This is a genomic window from Bradyrhizobium sp. LB14.3 (genome assembly GCF_040547985.1).
Taxonomy (GTDB): Bacteria; Pseudomonadota; Alphaproteobacteria; order Rhizobiales; family Xanthobacteraceae; genus Bradyrhizobium.
In genome coordinates, this window is sequence record NZ_JBEPQT010000003.1 from 285,248 (window position 1) to 307,467 (window position 22,220).

Annotated in this window: 20 protein-coding genes; 8 read left to right on the forward strand and 12 right to left on the reverse strand. The window is 60.6% G+C overall.

Going from position 1 to position 22,220, the window contains the following annotated elements:
• Nucleotides 1–67: 67 nt before the first annotated feature.
• The 3 genes from ABIB00_RS08640 (at nt 68) to ABIB00_RS08650 (ending at nt 5,792) form a co-directional block, all read left to right on the forward strand.
• A complete protein-coding gene (locus ABIB00_RS08640; RefSeq protein WP_354104039.1) occupies nt 68–1,759 on the forward strand; it encodes an ATP-dependent nuclease in 1,692 nt (563 codons plus the stop codon).
• Nucleotides 1,756–3,249, forward strand: a complete 1,494-nt coding sequence (locus ABIB00_RS08645; protein WP_354104040.1) for an ATP-binding domain-containing protein — start codon at nt 1,756–1,758, stop codon at nt 3,247–3,249. Before ABIB00_RS08640 ends, ABIB00_RS08645 begins: the two co-directional genes overlap by 4 nt.
• Nucleotides 3,250–4,352: 1,103 nt before the next feature.
• A complete protein-coding gene (locus tag ABIB00_RS08650; RefSeq protein WP_354104041.1) occupies nt 4,353–5,792 on the forward strand; it encodes a MobA/MobL family protein in 1,440 nt (479 codons plus the stop codon).
• Between the two features lie 209 nt (nt 5,793–6,001).
• On the opposite strand, the gene ABIB00_RS08655 is transcribed toward ABIB00_RS08650, so the two are convergent.
• The gene (locus ABIB00_RS08655) at nt 6,002–6,223 is read right to left on the reverse strand and encodes an ATP-binding protein (RefSeq protein WP_027568381.1); all 222 of its coding nucleotides are present in this window, start codon (nt 6,221–6,223) and stop codon (nt 6,002–6,004) included.
• Between the two features lie 108 nt (nt 6,224–6,331).
• On the opposite strand from ABIB00_RS08655, the gene ABIB00_RS08660 reads away from it, so the two are divergent.
• Together ABIB00_RS08660 and ABIB00_RS08665 are read left to right on the forward strand one after the other, a co-directional pair.
• Nucleotides 6,332–6,841, forward strand: a complete 510-nt coding sequence (locus ABIB00_RS08660; protein WP_354104042.1) for a hypothetical protein — start codon at nt 6,332–6,334, stop codon at nt 6,839–6,841.
• A 543-nt stretch (nt 6,842–7,384) separates the two neighbouring features.
• Complete coding sequence (locus ABIB00_RS08665) at nt 7,385–8,089, forward strand: hypothetical protein (RefSeq protein WP_354104043.1); 705 nt, start codon at nt 7,385–7,387, stop codon at nt 8,087–8,089.
• Between the two features lie 469 nt (nt 8,090–8,558).
• Here the strand turns inward: ABIB00_RS08665 and ABIB00_RS08670 are convergent, their stop codons facing one another.
• The 5 genes from ABIB00_RS08670 to ABIB00_RS08690 form a co-directional block, all read right to left on the reverse strand.
• Nucleotides 8,559–9,590 carry a 3'-5' exonuclease gene (locus ABIB00_RS08670; RefSeq protein ID WP_354104044.1) on the reverse strand — a complete coding sequence of 344 codons (1,032 nt, stop codon included), beginning with the start codon at nt 9,588–9,590 and terminating at the stop codon, nt 8,559–8,561.
• A complete protein-coding gene (locus tag ABIB00_RS08675; protein WP_354104045.1) occupies nt 9,590–11,431 on the reverse strand; it encodes an AAA family ATPase in 1,842 nt (613 codons plus the stop codon). The genes ABIB00_RS08670 and ABIB00_RS08675 overlap by 1 nt, the downstream gene beginning before the upstream one ends.
• 586 nt (nt 11,432–12,017) lie before the next feature.
• Nucleotides 12,018–12,473, reverse strand: a complete 456-nt coding sequence (locus ABIB00_RS08680; RefSeq protein ID WP_354104046.1) for a hypothetical protein — start codon at nt 12,471–12,473, stop codon at nt 12,018–12,020.
• A gap of 116 nt (nt 12,474–12,589) precedes the next feature.
• Nucleotides 12,590–13,171 carry a hypothetical protein gene (locus ABIB00_RS08685; protein ID WP_354104047.1) on the reverse strand — a complete coding sequence of 194 codons (582 nt, stop codon included), beginning with the start codon at nt 13,169–13,171 and terminating at the stop codon, nt 12,590–12,592.
• 2 nt (nt 13,172–13,173) lie between these two features.
• Nucleotides 13,174–13,626: a hypothetical protein gene (locus ABIB00_RS08690; protein ID WP_354104048.1), complete on the reverse strand. Its 453-nt coding sequence runs from the start codon at nt 13,624–13,626 to the stop codon at nt 13,174–13,176.
• A 51-nt stretch (nt 13,627–13,677) separates the two neighbouring features.
• Between ABIB00_RS08690 and ABIB00_RS08695 the strand changes: the two genes are divergently transcribed.
• The gene (locus ABIB00_RS08695; protein WP_354104049.1) at nt 13,678–13,983 is read left to right on the forward strand and encodes a helix-turn-helix transcriptional regulator; all 306 of its coding nucleotides are present in this window, start codon (nt 13,678–13,680) and stop codon (nt 13,981–13,983) included.
• Nucleotides 13,984–14,368: 385 nt separating this feature from the next.
• Here the strand turns inward: ABIB00_RS08695 and ABIB00_RS08700 are convergent, their stop codons facing one another.
• Nucleotides 14,369–16,723, reverse strand: coding sequence for a membrane-bound PQQ-dependent dehydrogenase, glucose/quinate/shikimate family (locus tag ABIB00_RS08700; RefSeq protein WP_502917796.1), 2,355 nt, complete (start codon nt 16,721–16,723; stop codon nt 14,369–14,371).
• Nucleotides 16,724–16,876: 153 nt separating this feature from the next.
• Here ABIB00_RS08700 and ABIB00_RS08705 point away from each other — a divergent pair, with 153 nt between their 5' ends.
• The gene (locus ABIB00_RS08705) at nt 16,877–17,878 is read left to right on the forward strand and encodes a YihY/virulence factor BrkB family protein (RefSeq protein ID WP_354104051.1); all 1,002 of its coding nucleotides are present in this window, start codon (nt 16,877–16,879) and stop codon (nt 17,876–17,878) included.
• Here ABIB00_RS08705 and ABIB00_RS08710 read toward each other — a convergent pair.
• The 5 genes from ABIB00_RS08710 to ABIB00_RS08730 all read right to left on the reverse strand — a co-directional run bounded on the left by ABIB00_RS08710 (nt 17,841) and on the right by ABIB00_RS08730 (nt 21,607).
• Complete coding sequence (locus ABIB00_RS08710; protein ID WP_247400217.1) at nt 17,841–19,223, reverse strand: DUF2254 domain-containing protein; 1,383 nt, start codon at nt 19,221–19,223, stop codon at nt 17,841–17,843. The two genes, ABIB00_RS08705 and ABIB00_RS08710, sit on opposite strands and share 38 nt — an antisense overlap.
• Nucleotides 19,224–19,307: 84 nt before the next feature.
• The gene (locus ABIB00_RS08715) at nt 19,308–20,060 is read right to left on the reverse strand and encodes a PRC-barrel domain-containing protein (protein WP_354104052.1); all 753 of its coding nucleotides are present in this window, start codon (nt 20,058–20,060) and stop codon (nt 19,308–19,310) included.
• Between the two features lie 68 nt (nt 20,061–20,128).
• Nucleotides 20,129–20,512, reverse strand: a complete 384-nt coding sequence (locus tag ABIB00_RS08720) for a BA14K family protein (protein WP_354104053.1) — start codon at nt 20,510–20,512, stop codon at nt 20,129–20,131.
• A gap of 137 nt (nt 20,513–20,649) precedes the next feature.
• Entirely contained in the window at nt 20,650–20,853 is a 204-nt protein-coding gene (locus ABIB00_RS08725) for a hypothetical protein (RefSeq protein WP_247400212.1), read from the reverse strand.
• 337 nt (nt 20,854–21,190) lie between these two features.
• Entirely contained in the window at nt 21,191–21,607 is a 417-nt protein-coding gene (locus tag ABIB00_RS08730; RefSeq protein WP_354104054.1) for a hypothetical protein, read from the reverse strand.
• Between the two features lie 262 nt (nt 21,608–21,869).
• Between ABIB00_RS08730 and ABIB00_RS08735 the strand changes: the two genes are divergently transcribed.
• Nucleotides 21,870–22,043: a DUF1328 domain-containing protein gene (locus ABIB00_RS08735; protein ID WP_247391914.1), complete on the forward strand. Its 174-nt coding sequence runs from the start codon at nt 21,870–21,872 to the stop codon at nt 22,041–22,043.
• The last annotated feature ends 177 nt before the right edge of the window (nt 22,044–22,220 follow it).

A 22,220-nucleotide genomic window follows, 5' to 3' on the forward strand; every position in this document is an offset into this window, starting at 1 on the left:
TGCAGGTACTGTCTCCGCTCCCACGATTCGAAGGCTTTCAATCCAAAGATACCGTTCGATTAAATCGATGGAGTGGCACCCGGCCGCTGGGCTCAATCTCATTCTCGGAGGCGGTGATGTCGGCAAGACGAGTATCCTCGATGCGATCGCGCTTCTCTTCAGTCCTTCCAATTCCAGTTTCGTGCCCGACACGGATTATTATGGTCGGCAGGAGGAAGACGGGTTCATCATCGATGCGGTAATTTCGCTGCCTGACGATAGCAAAATCAACGGCCTTCTGAAGGCTGCATGGCCATGGGACTGGGATGGCAAGAAACCCGTCGTGCCAAGCATCGACGGAGACGGTGCCGCCGCTCACAACGAACCTGTTTACTGGCTGCAGGTAACAGGCACACCCGAGCTGGACCTGGTTTATGAAGTCAAACAGCCTGATGGCACATCGGAAAACATGCCATTGGGGTTGCGGCGGCAACTTGGTCCGGTCCGGTTGAGCAGCGACGATCGCAATGACCGGGACCTACGGTTTGTTCAAGGCTCTGCGCTTGATCGTTTGCTGGCCGATAAGACACTAAGGTCCAGGCTCAGCTCCAAGCTCGCAGAAACCAACGTTGTCGATGCTCTCAGCAACGATAGCAAGGATGCACTCTCCGCGCTGAGCGGTGCCTTTGCCGTCAAATCTCTGCCAACGTGCTTGGATCTCTCGATCACGGGTGCTCCTGGTATCTCCGTAATGGCTCTGATTGGGCTGACAGCTCAGGGCAGTGGGGTGCAATTGCCACTCAGTAGTTGGGGGGCGGGGACCCGTCGCTTGGCTGCTTTGGCTATCGCCGAACAAACCCAAGGCGCCACGCCCATCACCTTAGTCGATGAAATCGAGCGTGGCCTGGAGCCATATCGGCAGCGGGCCCTCATCGGAAAGCTGGGATCAAGCAAAGCGCAGGCGTTCGTCACCACGCATAGCGCCGCCGCGATATCAGCAGCATCGAACTCGACGCTCTGGTACGTCGACTATAATGGAAAAATCGGCAAGCTTGAGGGCGCGAAGGTTGCGCAGCAACGAGTGAAGGACCCGGAAGCCTTTTTATCGAGACTTGCTGTTGTATGTGAAGGCGTCACCGAGGTTGGATTCGCGAGCACATTATTGCTTGGTGCGCTCGGCACCCCGCTTGAGCAAGCCGGCATCCGTATCGTGGACGGAGGTGGTCATGAAACAACGTTGGGTTTGCTCGAAGCGCTCGCAGAAGGCGGTTTGAGTTTCGGTGGGTTTGCTGACGATGAAGATGGCAAGCATCCGACGCGATGGAAAAAGTTGGAAGAACGGCTTGGGAAGCTGCTGTTTCGCTGGCCGTCCGGCTGCCTGGAAGAAAACATCATCAAGCTGATTCCAGAGACCAGTCTTGAAGCCCTCATTCAAGACCCCGCTGGCGAAAAGACCGGACGGCGGCTCCGAAGCTTACAAGAGCGTTTAGGGTCCGACAGCAAGGAATTTGCGGTTCTCAACGAAAAGGCCGGGGCGAACCTGCGGCAACTCATCATCGAGGCCGCCACAGGAATAGTCCCAGTTGGCAAGGAAAGCGAAAGAAAGCACTACGAGTCGCACTCACAAGATTGGTTCAAGAGCCTTAGTGGCGGCCAAGAACTGGCAAAAAAGCTTTTCGCTATGAACCTTTGGCCTTCGCTTAAGGATCAACTGCTTCCATTCGCGAACGCTGTCCGGAAGGGCGTCGTATTGCCAGAAATAATGGATATCACCTTGTGAGCGACGATACCGTTCGGAATGCTCTCCGATCGGATGCCCGGCTTGTTGTCGTGGAAGCGCCAGCAGGCTGCGGGAAGACGCACCAAGGCGCAGACTACGTCGGAGAGGTCGCCGGCAATAATCGCGATCGCGTGCTCATTCTGACCCATACACATGCTGCCTGTTCGGTCTTTGCCAAGCGAACCCGGGGGATCGGTTCGCATGTGGAAATTAGGACGATTGACAGTCTCGTCGCCCAGGTCGCTACAGCCTATCATCTCGGGCTCGGCATCCCGGCCGATCCCATGATTTGGGTACGCCAACGGCCGGATGGTTATGCGCAGTTAGCGGCGCGGGTCGCTCAGCTGTTTCAGAAATATCCCATGATCGGCAGAGCCGCTGCAAAGCGTTACCCGACCGTCATTTGCGACGAGCACCAGGATTCGAGTGCAGACCAGCATGCGATCGCGATGGCATTGCATGGCAACGGCTCGCGCGTGCGGGTCTTCGCTGATCCCATGCAAAAAATCTTTAAGGAAGCCAACCCTTACTCCTGGGATGACCTAGTTGGAGCCGCTGACCGCATTGAAGAACTTGATCATCCGCACCGCTGGACCGACGGCTGTCCAGAACTTGGAAAGTGGACGTTGGCAGCGAGAAACGCTCTGAAGGCAGGCGCTAAGGTTGACCTACGGACCGCGCCGCCCAGCGTGAAAATTGTAGATGCGATCAACATTGCCCAGAAAAATCTCGACTATCGTCTTGGTTCAAATGATCGCCGTGCTGTCGATGCTTTTGAGAAACGCCAATCTTCGCTGCTTGTTTTGACGCGCTATAACGAGACCGCACGTACGCTAAGGAGCTTCTTTGATCGGCGCATCTTGCTGTGGGAAGGCTACACGCGTTCGGCGTTGGAGGTCTTTGTTCAGCAACTAGAGAAAGTCACTGCGCCTGAAGAGGTAGCTGTAGCCATCATGAAATTCATGGAGGCGGTTGCCGTAGGCTTCAGCCTCTCAGAATTCGGAAAACGGCTTGAGGACGAAATAGTCGACCGCTGCTCAAAGAACACGCGAGGCAAGCCGGCGATGATCCAGGAGCTTGCGAGAGTCGTGCTCGAATCCCCCGATCACAAGGGCGCCGCCAAAATGCTTACCCGCCTGCATGAATTCACGCAATCAGAGCCTCACTTCAAGAACGTCAAGTTGGATTGCCATCGCGAGTTCTGGGACGCCGTCCGCATAGGCCGGTTTGATAACCCAACTGATGGTTTGGCTGATCTGGCTCATCGGCGCGCTTACGCCCGCCCGCAGCCACCCGAACGGGCGATCAGCACCATTCACAAGGCGAAAGGTCTAGAATGCGAGAGCGTGATCGTAATGCCGTGCGACGCAAAGTCGTTTCCGGACACGGCAGAAGCGCGTTGCCTGCTGTATGTTGCACTCAGTCGCGCAAAGAGCGAACTCATGCTTGTCCTATCCCCTGTCAAACCCAGTCCGCTTTTCATTCGCTGAGGTGCAATTCGATGACGGAAGTGCCCACCCCAGATCGAGAATTGATGAATACGCCCGAGGCTGTCCTGGAGGCTCCTTCGACCTTCGCGGCATGCCTGAATGCACATGGGCTTTACAACACGCTACAATTTGTCCTTCGGCTAAGCCCCCGGATCCATCAAATACTCGATGCCATTCCCTCGGGAGTCTACACTACAGGTGAGCTGGATCGTGAGGCTATTCCGCAATCAGGTAGAGCGTCTCGATCATGCCTTGCGAAACAGCGGGCTCCTTATCAAGGGCGGTGGTGACGCGAGAGCGGATTGGACGGCGTTGGCCGCCGAGCTCGGGGAGGGTTCTTTGCCGAGGTTAACCAGACCGGCATTGCTGCCGAATTGATTGCACAACCTCCCCGCAAGCGTAGAGCGCAGAAGATCTGCGCAGGCCGGACGGAGTCCGGTACGGGCCGCCTGATGGTCAACCCCAGAACACGCGCTTGAGCGGCGTGCTGGCACTGATGAAGATTGACCCTTGGAATTTTGCCGACAAGACGGGCCTCTCGGGATTTGGCTCGTGGCGGCAGTATCTGCCTGGTTTGCGAAGCAATCCACGCAAGTGCTGAGGTCCGGCAAATGTTCGCACTGCCAATTTGAAATGCTTCGTCAAGGAATTTCGGGCGACCCTCAGGGTGGGCCTGAACCAAATGCTCGGATTTAAGGCCCGCTATAGGGTCAATTTCTAAATGGCGCCGGTCAATTTCTAAATGGCGCTCCATCCCGAAGAAATCTGTCCAGGGACAATTTGCTGATCCGGCCGGATGGGGCGGCCCATCGAAGCTTCAGGTATTGGCCGACCTCAAGCGCGAAACGATGCCTTCTCGTGAGCCCATCCGTGTTTGAGGAAGGTTGCCAGCCCGTTTTCGAGCGGTCGGGTGTAGGATTCGCTATAGTATCTAAATACCGAAAGCGCGCTCAATCGCGGCAAATCACTGGATAGTCATGCAAAGCAGCTGGCGTCTTGCCGAGAGCCCGCGTTGAATCGTGACTGGGGAGAGGTCCCTTATATGTCGGGCGAGGAGGTCGGCATCTTTGAATAGTGGATCGTGTCATATTAGATTTGGGGTTGTGCAGAAGAGGAAAGGCTATACCGCCCTTGCGCGCTTCGCCTATCAAACAAACGGCTATGTCAATGACGGGGGTCGGCGCGCCGATTACGGGAAATATCGCGGCGATCACGACGGAGGATTGATACTTTTACCCCACGGCGCCTCCGAGGAATTCGCCGACTTGGGCAACTTCATCATGGCGGCGTCGGCGAGAGACGTTCGGTCCGACGCACAGTGCGGCAGGACGATAGATTTCGCGCTGCCCAGAGAATTACTCCGGGAGCTTTTGCGGCCCGTCGCAGCATTTGTTTTGGCCCAATTTGCGGTCGAGGGAATGGCCGCTCGATTGGACATCGAGTACCCGGTCGCCTCGGACGGGGACTACAATCCCCACTGCCACGCCTGGGTCTCCCAGCGAGGCCTCGAGGCCGATGGTTTCGGCAACAAGCGTCCGGAGTGGGACCGACAGTTCCTGCGGGATAAGTCGCGATATGCGCGGGCACTTATAGCAGGGCGCCTGACGCTGGCCTGCGCATTGCTCGGTGTCGCGGCGTACGTTGATCCTCGAAGAAACGAGGAGAGGGGGCGGCCTCAGCCTGAGGAGCGGGTTCCAACCCAATTCTGGCGCATGCGCGACCGCGGGGTCTATGTCCCGGGGCTCGAGAAATTGATCGATACCCGCGGGGAAAATAAGCCGGTTAAGGCCGGCCGGCGCTCGGAATTGGAGTTCAGCGACAAACTCCAATCGGTCACGGTCAGGAATGCCGTTAGCCAACGCCATCCGCCGAGCGATGAAGTGCGGCAGTCCCGAATTAATTTCGTCGTGCCGTTTGCGGTGGAGGAGGGAGCCGAAGTACGCGTGACCAAAGAGGACAAACCCGAGATCGTGCTGACGACACGCGACGGCTCAGTCGTTTTCGACGGCGCGATATTGAGCTTCGAGGGAGTAGCGGGGACGGCGCGAGCACGGCTGATTGTCAAACTGGCGCGAGCTTTGGATTGGCCAGCAGTCGTTGTGGAAGGGAACGCCCAATCCACCGACCAAATTATTACGGCGGGCGTGATTTTAGGCGTGACCGCTATCAATACCTGCGCGAGCGAAGATGCTTTGAAGCTAATCAACAATCAGTTTGGCCACTTGCTTGCTGACACAGTACGTCCGTTGGATCCGTTGGCGGTTGTCGACCAGCTCCTCGCGGCGTACGTTCCGCCTGCGAAAGTCGAGCCTGTGGACCCATCTTCGGTAGGGCCGCAGAGTTCCGAGCCGGCGTCCGACCCTGAAATGCGTGAAACACTTGAGCCTTCCTTCGACGAGGAGAGTAGGTGGCAGGACGACGTACCCTGGCAAGACGATCCTGACGAACTTGATCATGCTGAGTTTGACGACGAGGCGGAGCCAGAGACTGATCCCAATTTCGACTATGACGAGGAGCCCGAGCCGGACCCCGGTGATGCCTAGAAAAGAAGAGCGGCTGCCGGGCTCGGTTCGGGGAAATTGGGCTGTGCAGCGGCCGCAATTTCGAATCTTGTCGGCAACCGCGACTAGGACCCCTTTCACAAGCGTCCGCTTTAGGTTGCTACGCCGCCGACGGGGCGCGCGCGGGGCGCCGACCGGAGCTCGTGAACGGTAGACGGTTTTATGCGCCGCTACGCGGCGGCTCGGTGTGATTAGGATGGCGCCGGTTTGCGGCGGCTGAAAAGCTGGAAGAACAGATGCGCCGCAAAGTAGCGGCAGGTGGTCGAGCGCATCGACATCCGCAGCTTTGGCTTCTCTGCAAGCGCGAGCAGTTTCTCGTCCAGGCGCTGGGCGCCGTGCGCCTTGGCCAGCGCCGTCGCCATGGTGAACTGGACCGTATAACCGGCCACGATCGCCTCTCGGCTGAGAATCATCCATGCGTCTTAACCGACAACTGGCCCGCCATTGATCAAAACGACGGCGGTCCGCTTAAACGATGTGGACGCCCTCATTCGGCAAATCCAACGAAGACGCACTTCCGCGTGCTCAATGAGGAGATCGCTGCACTTCTGTTGGCGGCAGTTGCCACTTCGAAATTCTCTTTTATCCAAAACATGGCTAAAGGGCAGATGTCCGATATCGTGCAAAAAGAGCCAAGCGACAGCGCGCCGGAGCGTCGTCATTCACAGCGGACCCGCCGTCCTCTTGGCTGCGCCCGACTGCAACCGTTACTGCGGGATGCGCTTCGGGCGTCCGACGCGGGGCTGCTGCTGCTTGGCCTGATCCGCCGCGGCATACAATCGATCAACGAAAGCGCGATCCTCGAACATAGTGGTGATAGTGCTGACCAGTGCGATGACGTCGTGCTCATCGCGCAAGACGGGAGTCCAGCCTGCGTTGCTAACGGCCTTGACAAAATCCCGCGCCAGCGCGCCGCGGGCCGCTTCGAGCTGCTGTTCGGCTTCCTGCAGCGATCGCTGATAGCTGTGAGACATCCTTACATTCCCCTCCATTTCCATTTGCGGGCCAATCCCGCAATCCAGATATTTTAAGTGGAGGAGCGGCTGTCAAGTCGCGCAATTGAGATTCCATTGGCGTGTAGTTGGCGTTGCTTCAAGGACCGATATTCGCGCTATCCACTATGGGAAGGCAGCGCCTATATCTCTCAACCCGGTTTAGCGTCGCATTCCATTCGATACGTATCTCACTAGAAATTCTGAAACGAAGCTCGGAAGACCTTACTGCGTGGTTGGGCAAGAGGCAGCAGTTAACACGATTTAACGATGTTCTGTCGTAAGGCTTGTGTCTCGATGGGCACGGCTTACTCTTGACGTGTCCGCCGCTCCTGAGAGTGGTTGTGCAGCCCGTGGAGAGGCTGCCGGACCTCCGTACCCGAGGCCACTTTGTGGTGAAGGCGTGAAGGCTTCTCCATCGACGACTTAGCCTTCTCTCGGGATTGCCTCGCGCACCCATGAAAATCCTCTGAAAACGACGCCTCTGAGGCGTCAATCGACGCGCAGCATTGTCCTTGCGCGATGCGATTGGCGTCGTGGTGGCCTAGCATAGGGAGACTAGTCTTCGGACTAGTCCTGCGAATGACCGTGCATGCCGACGCCGAGGAAGCATCTGGACCTGGTCCCGACACCTTTGACCAAGGGGCGGGATCTGACGCCTGTGACGAAACCCAATTTGACGAGAAAGTTGCCGAACTGGGCCTTGAACCGATGAAGGCCTACGTCCGCGTCGCTCGCGGGAAGAAGGAAATCTCCGAAGCGGCTGAGGCCAAACGAAAGTACCGCGCCCGCCGGAAGGCAGAGGGGTTCGAGCAATACGTTGTCGAGGTTCCTAAGGAGGCGAAGGACGCCGTCTACGAGGTGGCACAGGCATTCGTCGCCGACAAGACCAACAGCAAGAATGTCCGCTCTACCGTCCTGTCAGTCGCCTCAAGCGAGACTCTGCTCGAGCTGGTCCAATTCTTTATCGATTCGGGAGTCGACGCCTCGTCAATCATCGAGCTGATCAGGCGCGGGGATTTGGCCAAGACGGCCGCGATCCGTGCGGCTCGGCCTGCGCTGCTTGACGACATCGCCGGCCTGGCGAAGACCCATGAGCACTTTTTCTCTGTTCTGGATTGCCTCGTCCGCCATGCGGGGGATATCTCGGACGCTTCTGCCAAGGGCTTGTTGGAGGCGGCCATCGCCGCGTCCGGCTGTCCCGAGGCTCTGCGCTTCATCGAAGTTCGCCAGCGTGGTGGCCTCCGTGCTCGATTGCTGGGCTGGGCGCTTGGAGGTGGGCGCTAATAGGGAAGAAGTGTGGCCGCCCCAGGTTTATCGACGGCGTTGCTTTCCCGGACCCCAGGGTAGGACTAGTCGTGAGACTATCCTCCCTCTAGTCAGACTAGTAGTAGGATTAGTCCTGCGGCTCCTGAGACTAGTGCTAGAGACTAGCCGTTTATGGTACTTCGCGATTCAATTTATGATCACGTCGTTGTTGAGGCCAACATGGGTCGGCGCGTTTGCGACTCAACCGCTAGATCCGCTTGAAAATCGATCGAGCGACGTGATCGCTCGAACCGCGATCTGGACGTCTTCCCTCTGAAAAACCTCCTTCCGGAGATAGTCGAGCTCGGCTTCGGTGAAGTCGGCGTCCGCATCGACGTATCGCTGGGGCTGCATTTGCGCAATGGAGACGTTTGTTTCGGGCCCCGCGCGCGTTTGAGGCCGCCTTTCCTTCAGCGGTTCTGCTCCAGCTCACCGCCGGCCGTGGTGCTCACGGCAATTGTTTTCTACAAGAAAGATCGCTGGCCTGAAGTCCGGTTCCGTGATGCGCCTTTCCGGATCTCGCGGACAGGCTTCCCACCCGATCACCGACTTTCTGAACGTCGCTCAGCATCCGATCCGAGTAGCGTTCGTAGGCGGTCAACTTGACATAAGAGATATCGGGATTCGGTTTTCTGTAGACGCGCTCCCGAAGGAAGGCGATCTCCGCCACGACGTCTTCTTCGCCAAGCTCGACGAACCAGCATTTCGGTCTATCGGGCGAGCCGGGATGCCATCTGTACCCTCGTTGCTTAAGAACTTCCCGTGCGGCGAACGGGGTGTCGCCGGCCAAGATGCGTGCGGTCGTCCTCCGCGCCGACGCGAGCAGCGTCGCGAACGCCGCCGAGCCGCTCCTCGGCAGCTTCCGTCGGAGGATCTCGATGCCGGCGTAGCAGTCGTCCGCGGCCCTGTGCGAATCGAAGAAGAACCCGAAGCCGGCGGCGATCTGTCCTAGCTTCGCTCCTTCGAACCCCTCGGCGGACCAGTCGAGCTCCTTGAGCGAGCAGGCCCAGGGCTTGTCTCTGAATACGGGCCAAATTCGCTCGCAAAAGGTTCGGTCGAACGCGCAGTTGTGTGCGACGACAACGGCGCACTCGCGTGCGGCGGCGTCGACGGTGGCGGCGTCGATCGACGTGCCCTTCACGGCGGCGTCGGTAACGCCCGTAAGGCGCGACACGGCCTCGGGGATGGGAAAACCGGGATCGCGCAAGCCTGAGTAGGCTTGGCCGACCCAGACGATCTCGCCGTCGGCGCGGTAGCCGAATGGCACCATGGCGAGCTCGATGACAGTATCTTTGCCTGCGTCGAGCCCGGTCGTTTCCACGTCGACGAACAGCCCCCGTCGAAAAAGGTCGGCCGGCACCGGAGTGGGGGCGGGCTCCGCCAGCCGCCTCAGAACCCGAAACCGGCCCGAGGATTCGAGCAAGGCAGCGATCTCCTCCAGATCGCAGTCGCCTATGTCGATCGGAAAATGCTGGCTCATCACCGAATCCTCGACCTTGCGAGGAGATCGGCGACAGCGAGCCCGTCGATGCGGCGCGCTTGCAGCAGGATCTTCACGATCTCTTCGAGTACGGGACGATGCGCGGTCAGCTTGGCGAGACAACTCTCGGCCGCCTTCTGAAGTTCTTCGTGCGCCGCCCGTCTGACTTCGGGATAACTCATGAGCTCCTCGGTGTCGTCGTGCGATCCGAAGAACAGCAGCGGTACAGGACCGGCCAGCCCGAGCGAGCCGACCATGGCGGTGGCGGTGGCGGTCAGGAGGTGGATATCCGATCCGCGGCGTCCGCCGGCGCCGTGCGAATATTCGGACAGCAGCAAGCTCTCCGCGGTGCGTCCTGCGATCAGAGTTTCCAGCCGAAGACGATAGTCCGAGTAGGTACCTGCGAACGGCGGAGACTTGGTGCGCACCGTGGCGCCCCCGCGCTGGCCGACGGCCGCGATGTTCGCTAATACGTTCTCCGGCGCGCCGAAATTGAGCACGTCCATGAGGATGTGGCCGGCTTCGTGGATCGCGACCCGCCGTTGCGTATCGAAGTCGCGGTCCTCCTCGGGCGAGACTACGGCGCGCAGGTCCGACAACATCAGATCTCGCGAGGCATGGCGCGCAATGCGCAGCGCATCCTTGACGATGCGTTCGACGTCGGCGCCCGTGCTACCGAGCGACAGCATGCAGATCTCCTGGAGATCGTCGTGGACGAGCCGCCCGCCGAGCCTGTAGCGATACATCTTATCCAGATCGTTCAGGTCGGGCAGACCGATCCTGATGATGCGGTTCAACCGACCTGAACGGAGGATCGCGGGGTCGCATCTGCTGAGATCGTTAGACGCTCCGAGCAGAATGAGGCCCTCGCGACTCGACGTCGCGCCTTCGCGGCCGCTCGAGATTCCGTCTAGCTCGGAAATGAGCCCGTTCACACAGGCCGTAACGTAGTCCGCGTGAGAATGGCGCAACTTGGATCTGTCGGCGAAAGAATCGCATTCGTCGATGAAAACGAGAACGGGCCGGGGCTTTGCCCTAGCGGCGGCGAAGAAATTGGTCATTTCGCGCAGGAAGTGGCCAAGGTGGCCTTCGCCTGCACCCTGGAATTGGCTGTGCGAGCAAGAAGCCACCTCGAGCTTGATGCCCTGTTCGGCGGCCGAGCGTTGCATGGCCAGGGGGAGCGTCGTCTTGCCTACGCCGGGCGGTCCCACCAGGCACGCCCCGGCGTCGATCGCCGACCAGGGCATACCGGCTTTCCACATTTTCAGATCCGTGATTACCGATTTTGCCCAGCTCACCGCCTCGTTCATGCCGTGCAGGTCGTCGAGCGAGATGGCCCGAACCGACGCCGGCGCCCGCTTCAGGCCGACGAGGCGTTTCAGCTGGGCGAGGCATTCCTCAGGCGACCGGTCGAACCGGATGCCGATTGAAAGATCGGTGGCAGTGAGCAAGCGCGCGGCATCCTCCTCCAGCAATTCGCGACAAGGTTTGCCGGTGACCACGCGGATCGCCAGCGCAACGATGCGAGCATCGATGGGCGGCAACACGAGCCTGATCGGGTCCGACTTCAGCACCACGGCCGGCAGGTGCGATTCCGCATCGGGCGAGATCGAGACGAACGGAAGCCCCAGGCACAGAGCGGAGAGTGCCTCCTTCTCGAAATCGCTCGTGTCCGTGGTCTTGCGGGGCTGCGTCATGGTCAGGCAGACCATGTCGAAATCTTCCCGCCGGCCCAAGTTGCCGGTATCCATCACCCGCACGCCGTCCGGAAAGAGGACCTTCTGCCAGTTGCCGATTACGACCTGCAGCAGGTCGCGCTCGGCGACGTCGATGGCGACCACCGGCGCCGCGAGCTTCAGCCCATCGAGCGCGTCTTTGCGACCGTCGAACAGGCGGCCGAGGAGGAGGCGCGCCGCGACCCTGGCGGCGGTCACCGGGTATGCGGGACCGGGCTTGGACCTTTCGGGAAGCGTCTCCACCTCCTCGCCGTCGAGCAGCTCGATGGCATGTCGGCGGCTGAGGTGCGAGAACGACAGCCGGTCCGAAGCCGTCGACGGCGCCCTTCTTCGGCCCTTGCCTGCATTCTTCGGAGGCGTGCCGCTTCGTTTCATCGCCTTCACGAAAGCGGCGCGCAGCCTGAATTGCGCAGCGTCTCGCCAGTCGTCCCGATAGGCCTCGAGCTCGAGCGGGCCCATGCCCGCGACGTTCTTGGACGGCGTCGTGTCGTCGGGTGCGGCGATGGTGTCCGACGCCGCTGGGATTTTCGGCAGGGTACAAGACGTGGTCAGGTCATCACCTTAGGGTTCGGTTGAGGTCGAGGTCGGTGTCGTTCGCCAGCGACCGCCAACGACTTGCAGCCGACGCCGGCCGTGTCGAAGTCACCGACGACGAGAACGGGGAGGCGCTGGTCGCGAAGCCTGCTGACGCTCAGGTGTCGTGTTCCTTGCGGGGCGGCGCGGACCGCTTGAGGCAGGACAGCATGTTCGCCACCAGCCACGAGGTGGCGAGCTGCTTGCGCAGCCGGGCCGGGAGCGGCATCTGCCGAAGCTTGACGGAGAGCACGAGCGCCGCGGCGGGGTCGTCGAAGGCGCAGGCCAACAACACGGTCATGGCGAAGTCGACCTTGATGCCGATGAAGCCGGGCGACTTGCAGTCGATCACCATGGCGATGGCGGCCGCAGAGTCGCCCGCGATCGCGCGACGCCACTCCGGGATCGTGGTGGTCGTCCCGCGCACGAATGCCGTCACCTCCGCCTTGAAGGCGGCGTCGAACTCCTCGGCGGGGACGCTCCGCCAGTAGCTCAGCACGCGGCGCCGTCCGGAGCCGTGGCGGCGGGCCGGATCGTGCCGTTCGTTGTCGTACTGCTTCAGGTCAGCCTCCATCGATCGCGCAGCGGACCGCGCGTTCGTTGCGATTGATGATGATGCGCGGATCGTTCTTGAGAAGATCCACGGCGGGCCGTGCCATGCCTCGCCGGGCCACGCCCCGGCACGGGGAGCTATTTGACCAATTCTTCCACCTGGAAGCGGCCGAACTCGGGGGTGTAGTCGCCGAGGCCGTACAAGCCGGCCATGCGGTAGAACGCGACGATATCCTCGCGGTCGAGGAGAGAGGCCAGGAAGGTGCCGTGGATGACGGCGCTCCAGCCGTCGAACATGGGGCGGGTCCTGACGGTGAGTGAGCCGCTGCTGCGGATGCGGACCGTCGCCCGGTGGCGGAAGCGCTCGTCCTTCCACAGTTCGGCAGCGGTCTTGGGGCCGTCGTACTGCAACAGGGCAGCGCCGTCGGCGCGGAAGCCGGCTTTGGTGGTGTTGCCCATCCTGGTCGCCTTGGCGCCGTCCACGCACACGGCCTTGAGCATGTTGGCCGGCAGGCACGGGGCGCCGTTGTGCAGGTACAGCGAACCGTGGAATTCCAGTTCGGCGATCCTCAGATGGTCGGCCTCGGTCTTCTTACCCCGCTTGTTGGTCGCCGCATCGATCTGCTTGGCGATGGGATCGAGGGGGTCGCCGAGGCGCGAATTGTGCATCAGCATGGGGCCGATGCCGATCAGACGGAGGGCGATGGATTCGGTGCTCATGTCTAGATCTCCAAGGGGGTGCGGTAGTCGAAGAGAGCGGGCGGCGGCGGCGCCGCCGGCGTCGGCGGCGGCGGCTTGAAGGGCGACCGCGCGTACTTGCGGAAGCGCTCCATGCCGGTGACGCCGAGGTGGCAGGGATGGCAGAGGGTCGTCAGGTCCTCGGCGAGTTCGCAGCGGAAGTTCCTGTAGGTGCGGTGGTGCACCTCCAGCCTCGCCTCCCGGCGCGAGGCGAAGCACAGCCGGCACCGGTGCCCGGATGCCTCGAGCTCGGCCAAGCGGGCCGGGCTGGTTTGCCAGGCGGCGCTGCTGATGTAGCGTCCGTACGCCGATGCGCGATCGGCGGCGGATTCGGCAGGGGCCTCGGAGCACATGGTGGAGATGGGCGTGTCGTCGGCGGAAATGGCCTGCGCGGGGGTGATCGGCTGCGGCTGGCCGTCGGCGTCGGGGAAGGTCATCAAGGTCCTCGTTCTTTGCGTTGATGGGACCGTAGCACCACTGATGCACAAGTGCACCAGGAACGTACAATAATGGTTAACGGAAGGCAAATTGCGTCTGCGCGCGTTTGGCTGGGGATCTCTCAGGCTGAACTTGCGCTCGCCTCCAAGGTGGCGAAGCGAACGATCGCGCACATCGAGAATGGCGGTCGCATTCCCCACGACCGTACTCTCAAGGCACTGGTCGATTGTCTGCAGGAGATGGGCGTCGAGTTTCTGATGGACGAACACAACGCCGAGCGGGGGGTCGGCATCCGCGTAAGGGAGGCCAAGCTGCATCCTTTGATCAAGGAAAGCCGCGACGAGGCGCCTGCGTGACCTTTGCGGGTTGAGGCGCAAGCACGCTGCCCAAGCCCAAGAGCTCTTAGTATTCGTCGCCTTGGCGGCGAGGTGTCGTCGAAAATTCAGCTTCTGGCTGCGTACTGCCGCAAATGTTAGCCGGCGAAGGGAGGCAGCTGCGGGTCAAAGTGCGACAGCTCAGGTCGAGCAACCTAATCCGCGTTACCGCCACGAGCGGACATCCGGCAGACCTGACCCAACGTCGCAAAGTCGACCCCAGGCGTGCAAGTTCTCTTGCCGTCTTCTGCGGTTTGTGCGTCGGCAACTAAGCGGCCGATGCGTTGGCCTGCTCAAAGCGGCCATTGGGCGAGGCGACCCGGATCGGACAGCCGATGTGTATTTGTTGGTTCATACCTGCGAGCAGTCAGGTGCCGGTGCTCGGCAAAGAGTAGGCGATCAAGGAATCACCGATCGGCGTCTCCATGAAATGATGACCGCCGGCCATGATCACGAGGTACTGACGACCGCCGGCCTCATAAGTGATCGGGGTGGCTTGGCCGCCGGCAGGAAGTACGTCCTTCCAGACGGTTTTTCCCGTCTTGATATCGATGGCCCTGATCAGATTGTCGGTTGTCGCTGCGATGAAGATCAGGCCGCCGGCGGTCACGACCGCGCCGCCATTGTTAGGCGTGCCGATCGTGATCGGTAGCATCGACGGGATCCCGAACGGGCCGTTCGTTCGGGCTTCACCCAACGGACGATCCCACAGCGTCTTGCCGGTCTTCAGATCGATGGCGCGAATTCCGCCATAAGGCGGCTGCTTGCACAACAATCCTGTGCCGGGCAGTCGCCAGCCGGCATTGACGTTGATCGCATAAGGGGACCCGAGTTGCGGATCGCCGGCGCCTTCCTGCCCGCCGATTTCGCCGCGCGCCTGGTCTCGCGGCGCCCAACCGAGACGATTGGCTTCGTCGCGTGGCACCAGGCGGTTATAGTTCGGCATGTCGTTGTAATTCGCAACGATGACCTGGCGAACGGGATCGATGGCGATGCCGCCCCAATCGGAGCCGCCATTGTAGCCCGGATATTCAATCCAGTGGGGACTGGCGGTGGGCGGTGTGAAGATGCCCTTGTAGCTCGCCCGGCGAAACTGGATGCGGCAGATCATCTGATCGATCGGCGACATGCCCCACATATCCTGCTCGGTGAGATCGGCCTTCCGCAAAGTGTGATAAAGGGAATACGGCTGGGTCTTGGCGCGCTGCGCCGGCTCGACGCCGCCTTGTGGCACCGGCCTCTCTTCGACGCCGACGAGCGGCTTGCCGGTGCGTCTGTCGAGCACGAAAATATCGCCGCGCTTGCTCGGCAGCACGAGCGCCGGTACCGGTCCGCCGTTTTCCGTGGGGAAGTCGACCAGCGTGGCCTGAGAGCCGAGATCGTAGTCCCAGACGTCGTTGTGCACGGTCTGGAAGTGCCAGGCGGGCTTGCCGGTGGTGACATCGAGCGCGACCAAGGACGTGGCGAACTCCTTCTCGCGCTCGGAGCGGCTGCTGCTCCAATAGTCCACGGCCGAAACGCCGAGCGGCAGATAAACGAGGCCCAGCTCCTCGTCGCCGGAGGCCGTCGTCCACATGTTGGGCGTGCCCCGGGTATAGGTCTGGCCCGCCGGTGGGGGCGCGCCTGCATCGGGCTTGACCATGTCCCAGGCCCAGCGCAACGCGCCGGTTTGTGCGTCGTATCCCTGGATCACACCCGAGGGCGCGTCCCGCTTTTGCCCGTCGAGCACTTCGTGCCCGATGACGATGATGCCGCGAACGATCGTCGGCGCCGAGGTGATCGCAAACATGCCGGGATCGTGCCGGCCAACGCCCGTCGCGGTGTCGACCTGTCCGTCATACCCGAAGCCCTCGCATCGCTTGCCGGTCCTCGCATCGATCGTGATGAGGCGCGCATCAAGGGTGCCTTCGACGATGCGCTTGGCGCAGGCGGCGCCCTGATCGGCATTGGGAAGCTCGTAATAGGCGAGACCCCGACAAGCCGCGGTGTACGGAATGAACTCGTCCGGGACACGCGGGTCAAATCGCCAGATCTGCTTGCCGCTCTTGGCGTCGACGGCAAGAACGAGGTTCTTGGGGGTACACACGTACAGTGTATCCCCCACCTTGAGCGGCGTGTTCTCCGCGCCGTAGGTGCCTTTCGTGTTCTTGGTCGGCAGGTCGCCGGTATGGAAAGTCCAGACCTTGGTGAGCTTGCCTACGTTGCTCGCCTTAATTTGGTCGAGCGCCGAATAGCGGCGCGCGCTGTAGCTGCCGCCATAGGCGGGCCAATCTGCGCCCGCCTTCAGAGGCGAAGGATCGGCCATCGCGCCTGTCGGCGACGGCATCACAGACGGCGCGGCGCTTGCCGGCCGGAAAGCTCCCGTCATCAACAAGCTGGTGGCCACCAACAGAAGCAATCCGACGACGATGGTCGCTGCAGGTTCGTATTGGTGGCGAATCGGGTGAAGCTTCGGGGTCAGCGCCAGAACGAAGATCAGCAACACACCCGGGCCGACCGTCCGCGGGACCAGCGCCCAACCATTGGCGCCAACTTCCCAGAACGCCCAAGCGAGGGTGAGCAGGAAGAGGAGAAGATAAAGCCATGCGCCTTCAACGCGCCGGCGGGTCAACAGAATACCCGAGACGATCAGGATGATTCCGCTGGGGAAGTAATAGAAGGAGCCTCCGAGCCACAGTAGCCACGCACCGCCGGCCCCGAGCACGAGGCCGATGAGAATCATGACGGTTCCAAGAATGAATGCCGCCCAATCTGCTGCGCGATATGTCTGAGCCATGCCGGGGTACTCGTCACGTGTTCGTTGCTCAGATCCAAGGTGCGTCCGCCGCTTTGGTTCCTGCATTTGCAGGTACGCTTCCGGACCAGGGTGAGCCCTTTGACTCAGGAAGCAGTGGACTTAGGGGCCCCTCAGAATTGCTCTTTTGATTATCCGCACGGGAACGTCAGCCGTAATCCAGGGTTTTGGTGTCCTGAAGGCTGGCTAGGGATCAACGTGAGCGAAAATGCAAGCCGCAATGTCGACAGGGCGAGCCCCGTTAGCTCCGGGCCTGTGCACAGGTTCATCTCCGTCGCAATGGCCGTTTGGCACAGGCTAGGCGACCACAATATTTCGGTCCTATCCGCCGCCGTTGCGTTTTACTCCTTTCTCTCGATCTTCCCCGCCATAGCCGCGCTGGTGTCACTCTATGGGCTTGTCGCCGACACTAATGACATCGTGCGGCAGCTCAACGCGCTCCAGGTGATCCTGCCGGGGGAAGCGACCGCGCTCATATCAAAACGGTTGAAGGCGCTCGAGCAGGGCGTGCACCCGCCTTTCAGCGTCGGGCTGTTGGTGAGTGTCGGGATTTCGATCTGGAGTGCGCGGTACGCGACCGGCACGCTCATGACCGCTCTGAACGTAACTTACGCGGTCCCGGAGGAGAGGGGGATCGTTCTCTTCAATGTTGTTGCTCTGTCGCTGACCGTGGCGTTGATCGTCCTGGCCGGTGGGGCCGTGATCCTGATCGCGGTGATGCCGCTCCTGCTCAGCTACCTGCCGATACCGACCGGCTGGCAGGCTACCGCGATGCGGATACGGTGGCCGCTGCTCGTGGGCATGATCATCGCCATCGTCGCTCTGCTCTACCGTTACGCACCCAATCGAACTGAACCAAGATGGGACCTTGCTTCGGCCGGCGGGCTTTTGGCGACGACCGGATTGATTGCCGGTTCATATGCTTTCTCGGCGTATGTGAGCACGTTCGCCGCCTACCAGAAGACCTACGGTTCGCTCGGCGCAGTCGCCGTGTTGATGACATGGCTCTGGGTCGCGGCCTATTCCATCTTGGCGGGCGCCGAGCTCAACGCCGAGATCGGAAGGCGGCTGTCTCGGCGATAGCTTTTGGCGGATCATCGTCGCCCGGCAGAGGCAAGAGCTGTTCGGTGAATCGCCCCATCGGACCTGCCCGGACCATCTGGGTAAACAGCTGATGTCGGCGTTCGACATCCTCCCTATCGCTGGTAGCGCCAATCATGCGACGAGCGTCCGCAAGGACGAGCTCAGCGTGGTGGGCTAGTGCCGAAAGCCTGTTGGGATCGCGCTCGCAGCTTGCGACCTGAGTCATCACCTCGATCATCCGGATCGATATTGCAGGTTGGGCGCCTGCGCTTTGCCGGATCATATGGAACATCGTTCCGAGCAATTGATCATATTGCACATGCGGCACCACCAGGACTGGCTGACTTCCCCTGATTGACACTCCCGTCGGGAAATGCAGGGGTACAAGATCGCACAGAGCCGCTCCCAGCCGGTCGAGGACCGCTAGGGCGGTGTGGGGGTCATTGATGCCGGGAGAAAGTGCCCTTACTGCGACCTCAACGAGCTGGCGAACGGCAAAGCGCAGATCGGAAGAAATGCTATTCGTTGCGCCCAGCGCCGTCGCATTCCGGATAGCCGCTTCGGCACCGTCGACGGGAGGATTAACCAGAGCGACGGTCGCCCCCGGAAAAACATAGTCGCCGGGACCGATCAACAGCCGAATGGTGACTCTATGCTTGGCCGCCCAGGTGGCCAGGCCCTCTTCGTCCAGATGCTGCAGATAACCGCGCCGCGAGTCCTTCAGGGGCAGGGAGCCGATCCAGTACTCACCCGGCGGAGGCTTCGGCTGCGGATCCTGCACGGTTAGCTGGCGCATAGCGCTGCGAAGGTCTTCGCTGACGAGTTCGACGACGGTTTCAACGTTGATCCGGCCGGCGACGTGACCGACGAAGTAGACGAGCATCGCCACGCAAGCCAATGCGAGCAGAATTCCAACGCTCAATGATAGATGAGGGACGAAGCCGCCTTCCGGCTCTGTCCGGATGCTTCTCAGCACGACGAGAGCGTAACAGAAGGTGCCGAGCAGCATCCCCAGCGTGAATTGATTGCCACGATCGCGCGTGAAATTACGCAGCAGCCGCGGCCCCATCTGACCCGCAGCGAGAGACAACGCGGCAATTGTAATAGAAAACACGGTTCCCGCTACGCCGATCGTCGCGCCGGCTACGGTGCCGAGCAGGGTGCGAGCACCGGTCGCGCCGCCGTCGTACAACCAGCCCTGTAGATTTGATAGCGAGACCGCGTCGCTTTGGTCAATATGAACGAGAGTGAAGGCGCCGATCAGGCTGGAAAGCACCATGAGCATGGGCACCAGCCAGAATGTCTCGCCAAGGTCGGCCAGCAGTTTTTCAGCGCGGGCGAGCATATTTGAGCCGCATGACCGAGTCGAACCTGGACCTAACAGCCGGGAGGCTGGAGCGGTTCCGCCGAACCGCTCCACCTCAGAAGATTATCCGTTGCTGGGGTACTTGAATTCAGGCGCCGACTTCAATTGGTCGGCCGTCGTGTCCATGGTCGCGCTCCACTTGTTGGCCGCATGATCGAACTTCAGATTGATTGCCGAAGGCCGCACCGCAACGTAGTGGTCGCCAATGCCAAGGAACCCTCCGACCGAGAGGATATAGCCGTCGATGCCGTTCTCGTTTAGCGCGACGTCCTTGATCGTGCCAATGTCCTGTTTGGTGTTGTTGTACACCTGCAGACCCATCAACTGCGAGCTCAGGCCGTCCTTCGGCGGCACCGAAGTGAAGGCTCCGCCCGGGCGATCCGAAGTTGCGTTAGCGCTGTTGCTGGACGAGTTTGTATTCGAAGAAGACTTCTGCGCGTTAGCGCCGATCGTTTTCACCTCGGCGAAAGTATTTGGACCAACGAACATTGTCACCGGATTTCCTGACCGATCTCTGGCCTCCACCAGGAACGACTCCGGCCGTACCTTGACGTCGGTGAAACCTGCCTGCTGCAGGTCGCTGACCATCTGCTGCCGAACGCTCGCTTGACTAGCGTCGGACTGGACCGCGTCGCCCTTGTTGCCCCCCTTGTTTGCCATGCTGTTTTCCGTGCGTTGGTCGGCCGACTGATTGCGGCTCGAGCTCTGCACGACGCTATGGTCCCCAGGACCGGTAGCTTGCGGAGCGCTTTGTGCCATCGCAAGCGATGATGCGCCGACGAGAGCTGCCACCGCCAAGAATGAGGTCGCTTTCATGTATGGATCTCCTTGCTCGAGTTCAAATGGCGTTCGTAATGGCCGGCGCCGGCAGAACGCCGTGTTGCTCAGGGACATGGATGCCGTATGCCGTCGTAACCCATGTAAGTCCCGGAGCTCGGGTCGTACGACTTGTATCGCTGGGAGCAGTAGGCGTTGTTCTCGGCAGCTTGCGCCCGGCTGTTGGCGACGGCGCTTCCAATCGCCGCACCTGCCACGAAGCCGCCTAACGCTGGACCCCAGCCGCCGCCATAGCGGTGCCTGTAGCCGTCGCGCCAGTTATGACGATGCCAAGCATGGTGACGGTCATGCCTCCATTGAACTTCCACCAGGCTCGGGTCGTTTTTGGCTATCCCGCTCGCAGCCAACATGGGTGCGGCTTGCGCAGTAGTTCCGACCGGAATCGCGAGCGCCAATACGGCCGCGGCGACGTGCCATCCGCTTGTTTTCATAAACTCATCTCCTCGTTTTCATTTGCCTGAAGGAAATGCGCGAGCTGCGGTGCCGTTGCAGAGACAGTTGGTACATAAGTGTACCCCGGCCGGGAGCACCTGTTTACTGCAGCAGGAGTAACGCTGCGGTCAAAGTACTACTGGCCCCGTGCGGCAGCGGACCAAGTTATGCGTCTACGATTCGGATCCGGGTTGATCACCGCGGCATCACCGATAGGATAAGCGAAAATCTCGCAGGGGCTTGCTGCTACGTCATTGGAGTCCCAATGCGAATAGCCATAATCGAAGACGAATACTTCATCGCCGACGATCTCGCGACCGAGATCCGGCGCAGCGGTCATGAAACAATTGGCCCATTTGCCGAGCTGAGCCCTGCTTTCCATGCAGCGGGTAGCGCAGCTATCGACTGCCGCGTCTCTCGACGTCGACCTGCACGGGCGGGCGTCCTTGGAATTCGCAGATATCCTTTTGAAAAGAAGCATCCCGTTTCTGATTTACACGGGATACAGCCGCGAAGTCATATCCGGCCGATTTGCCCCATACGTGGTTGAAAAGCCGATTCCAGCTCGCGATGTGGTTGATAGACTATGTCGCCATGTGCTTGTACACGGCTCGCTAGGACCGGTACGTCGTCCGTGATTGCCCAGACATCAGCCGGTAGGATTGGGTGCAGCAACGCTACGGCGAGACTTGCTTCATGAGTTCAGCTGAAAAGGACTTGAGGCGCGCTCGCTTCTGATCCTCGGACAAAACTGCGTTGTGTCGCACCAGAGGGCAGTAGAGGGTTAATACAAAATTGGTGATCTGTGCTGCCGACGCATTCGGATGAGCCATGCGCACGCTGCTGACAATGCTGCGTGTTGCACGATCGCCGCGCGCTGCAAGCATAGCTTCGAAGGTCTCCGTTTGTGCTCTTGTTTCCTTGATCGCGGCGTCGGTATCGCTCGGATGGTAAACGGGGCATTCGAGTGCGGAAGCTAAGATTGGGTGGCCGAGCAGGAGTGCGGTGGCGAGGGCCAACCAGGGAAGAACGCAATCAGAACGAAACCGCATCTGGGACTGCCTCGCTGCTGAAGCTAAGAAGATAATTCCCATTCACTGATCAAAAAAGACGTCGACACCCCGGAGACTGTCCGGTCGCGAACAAACATTTCAGTTCGCTTGGCTTCTGGCGCAGCGCGTACGCAGGCGTGCCGACTTTCTGTCGGACATAGAACGTTCTGATCGGAACGCCGAATGCCCAGAACAATTGTCGGCAGAACGATTGTCGCTCGGCAAGTCCGAGAGCACCTTCGAAGTGGGTGGGATTGCAGACTTGTGCATACCTCAACTGTAGATAAGGCCGCAGGAGCTTGGCATGCTGAAGTGGGCGTTGATCTTCTTTGTGATATCGATCGTAGCCGGATTGCTCGGATTCAGCGGAATCGCCGCCGGTGCGTCCACTATCGCCAAGTGGCTATTTTTCGCAGCTGTTGCGATTTTTCTGGTGCTCGTGCTCCTCGCCTTTTTCGCGGGGGAGGTGATTTTTTAGCGCTGATCGACGGGGGCTCGGCGCGGCCGGTAACCGCGACGGTCTGCTCCGAAAGGGGTCCCACTTCGATCTTGGAGACACGGCGGGGCGATGGGCGGCGGCGCCTCCGATCTGCCAAGACGCAACTACTTTGGAGCTTGAACGGTTGCCACTGTTGAGCCCGCCTGGCGTTGCATT

Bases quoted from the DNA above. Each gene is read 5' to 3' on its own strand.
- ABIB00_RS08640 (WP_354104039.1), top strand. From the start codon at position 68: ATGGAGTGGCACCCGGCCGCTGGGCTCAATCTCATTCTCGGAGGCGGT.
- ABIB00_RS08655 (WP_027568381.1), bottom strand. From the start codon at position 6,223: ATGATTCTCAGCCGAGAGGCGATCGTGGCCGGTTATACGGTCCAGTTC.
- ABIB00_RS08665 (WP_354104043.1), top strand. From the start codon at position 7,385: ATGACCGTGCATGCCGACGCCGAGGAAGCATCTGGACCTGGTCCCGAC.
- ABIB00_RS08670 (WP_354104044.1), bottom strand. From the start codon at position 9,590: ATGAGCCAGCATTTTCCGATCGACATAGGCGACTGCGATCTGGAGGAG.
- ABIB00_RS08680 (WP_354104046.1), bottom strand. From the start codon at position 12,473: ATGGAGGCTGACCTGAAGCAGTACGACAACGAACGGCACGATCCGGCC.
- ABIB00_RS08685 (WP_354104047.1), bottom strand. From the start codon at position 13,171: ATGAGCACCGAATCCATCGCCCTCCGTCTGATCGGCATCGGCCCCATG.
- ABIB00_RS08690 (WP_354104048.1), bottom strand. From the start codon at position 13,626: ATGACCTTCCCCGACGCCGACGGCCAGCCGCAGCCGATCACCCCCGCG.
- ABIB00_RS08700 (WP_502917796.1), bottom strand. From the start codon at position 16,723: ATGATTCTCATCGGCCTCGTGCTCGGGGCCGGCGGTGCGTGGCTACTG.
- ABIB00_RS08710 (WP_247400217.1), bottom strand. From the start codon at position 19,223: ATGCTCGCCCGCGCTGAAAAACTGCTGGCCGACCTTGGCGAGACATTC.
- ABIB00_RS08715 (WP_354104052.1), bottom strand. From the start codon at position 20,060: ATGAAAGCGACCTCATTCTTGGCGGTGGCAGCTCTCGTCGGCGCATCA.
- ABIB00_RS08720 (WP_354104053.1), bottom strand. From the start codon at position 20,512: ATGAAAACAAGCGGATGGCACGTCGCCGCGGCCGTATTGGCGCTCGCG.
- ABIB00_RS08725 (WP_247400212.1), bottom strand. From the start codon at position 20,853: ATGACCGCTGCGCCGGATCTCGGTCGCGAGATCGTCGGCGATGAAGTA.
- ABIB00_RS08730 (WP_354104054.1), bottom strand. From the start codon at position 21,607: ATGGGAATTATCTTCTTAGCTTCAGCAGCGAGGCAGTCCCAGATGCGG.
- ABIB00_RS08735 (WP_247391914.1), top strand. From the start codon at position 21,870: ATGCTGAAGTGGGCGTTGATCTTCTTTGTGATATCGATCGTAGCCGGA.